Consider the following 1,799-nt stretch of genomic DNA (forward strand, 5'->3'; position numbering starts at 1 on the left):
CCGATGAATTGATGAACGCGGTAAGTGTATTTCACCTAGAAAGTTAGTGCTATTTTTGGATTAAATAAATGAAAAGTCGAAGTGAATGTGGGTAAGAGTTTGCATAAGTTAGTAATTGGTGCACAAAAAGAAAAGTCGTATACACATGTTTTTTCTTGGATATTGACGATGATTTGGCTTATTTACAGTTTAGTGATGTTAAGTGTATTGAAACAACCAACTGCTTGGGCCGCTTCGTTATGTAGCATAGGTTAATAGATTGATTGATGGTTTTAAATGAATTGGAAATAAAATGGCAACTGCAACAAACAACTGGATAGACCCTTGGGCCGCTAAAGCAGACAAACTAATGTCGTGGACTTTAGTAATTTTGCTAGCGATTAGTTTTTTTATTGGTTTCTCAAATGGAACACAGTATGAAGCTTTAGCTGTTGGTGTCCCCGCGTTGTTGTTCCCATTGCTACTTGCTAAAGTCTTGCCAGGTTCAATTGTTGTTCGAGTGGCGCTCGCGGCAGCCTTTATGGTGTTCTCTGCGCTTTTCATTCAACAAACTCGTGGAATGAATGAAGCACACTTCTCAATTTTTATCTTATTGGCTTTTCTCCTGTACTACCGTGACTGGAAGCCTATTTTTGCAGCAGCACTAGTTGTTGCAGTTCACCATATCAGTTTTAATTTCCTTCAAGCGAATAACGCCGGATTTTATGTTTTTCAATTAGGTGCAAATTATCAACTACTAGTAATACACGCATTAGCTGTACTATTTGAATCCACACTTTTAATCATTATTGCGAATAACCTTCGCCAAGAAACTAACATGATTGGAGGTGCCCCAGAGGAGGTAGTCAAAATTGCAACGCAATTAGCAAATGGCCATTTAAATCAGGTAATCGAAGTTGGTAATGCAGACAAAGGTAGTGTTAAGTATGTGCTCAAGACAATGTCAGCCAATATGTCAACGATTGTGACTCATATTGAAAATATGACTGCAGAACATGAAAAAGGTAACTTGGATGCGATGATTGATTTAGATAATCTCCATGGAAGCTACTATGCCATGGCAGAAAAAATTAACGCAATGTTGGTAGCCCAATCTAAGCTGGTGCATAAAGTAACGCAAAGCATTGTGGACTTTTCGGGTGGTGACTTTGATAAACCTTTTGATGAGTTACCAGGGAAGCTAAATTTTATTAATGAAGCAATCAAACAACTAAGAGCTAATATAAAAGCAATCATTGAAGATATTGCCGAAATGTCTCTACAGCATGAAGTCGGTAACATTGATGCTTCTATCGATACAGAAAAATATAATGGTGCCTTTGCAAGAGCAGTAGTTGGTATAAATGCAATGGTTGGAGCTCATGTACACGAGAAAGAAGAAGTCACGCAAGTGATGCGTGCATTAGGTGATGGTGATTTTGAAGTACAGATACAACAATACCCTGGTAAAAAAGCAGAGATTAACAAAAACTTAGATCGCCTAAAAGGCAAACTTAAAGGCGCGGTAGACTCTGTTAAATGGGTCACCAACGAACATGCACAAGGCAATATTGACATGAGTTTGCATGCTCATCTATTCAAAGGTGGCTTCGCTGAGCTTGTCACCGCAGTGAACGTCATTGTTGCAGGCCAACTAGAACTGACAGAAAAAGCACTCGCCTGTGTTAAAGCCTTTGGTGAAGGCGACTTTGACGCCCCATTAGAAACATTCCCGGGCAAAAAAGTATTCGTCAACGAAGCGATTGAACAAGTACGTGCACATCTGAAAGCACTCAACGAAGATGCTCAGCTACTTGCTG

Annotated in this window: 1 pseudogene; it reads left to right on the top strand. The window is 39.4% G+C overall.

The features are described 5' to 3' along the window. Positions 1-292: 292 nt before the first annotated feature. A pseudogene (locus C3Y98_RS12690) lies at positions 293-1,799 on the top strand (methyl-accepting chemotaxis protein); the annotation flags it as partial.

The sequence above is a fragment of the Methylotenera oryzisoli genome, assembly GCF_004661485.1.
Classification (GTDB): domain Bacteria; phylum Pseudomonadota; class Gammaproteobacteria; order Burkholderiales; family Methylophilaceae; genus Methylotenera; species Methylotenera oryzisoli.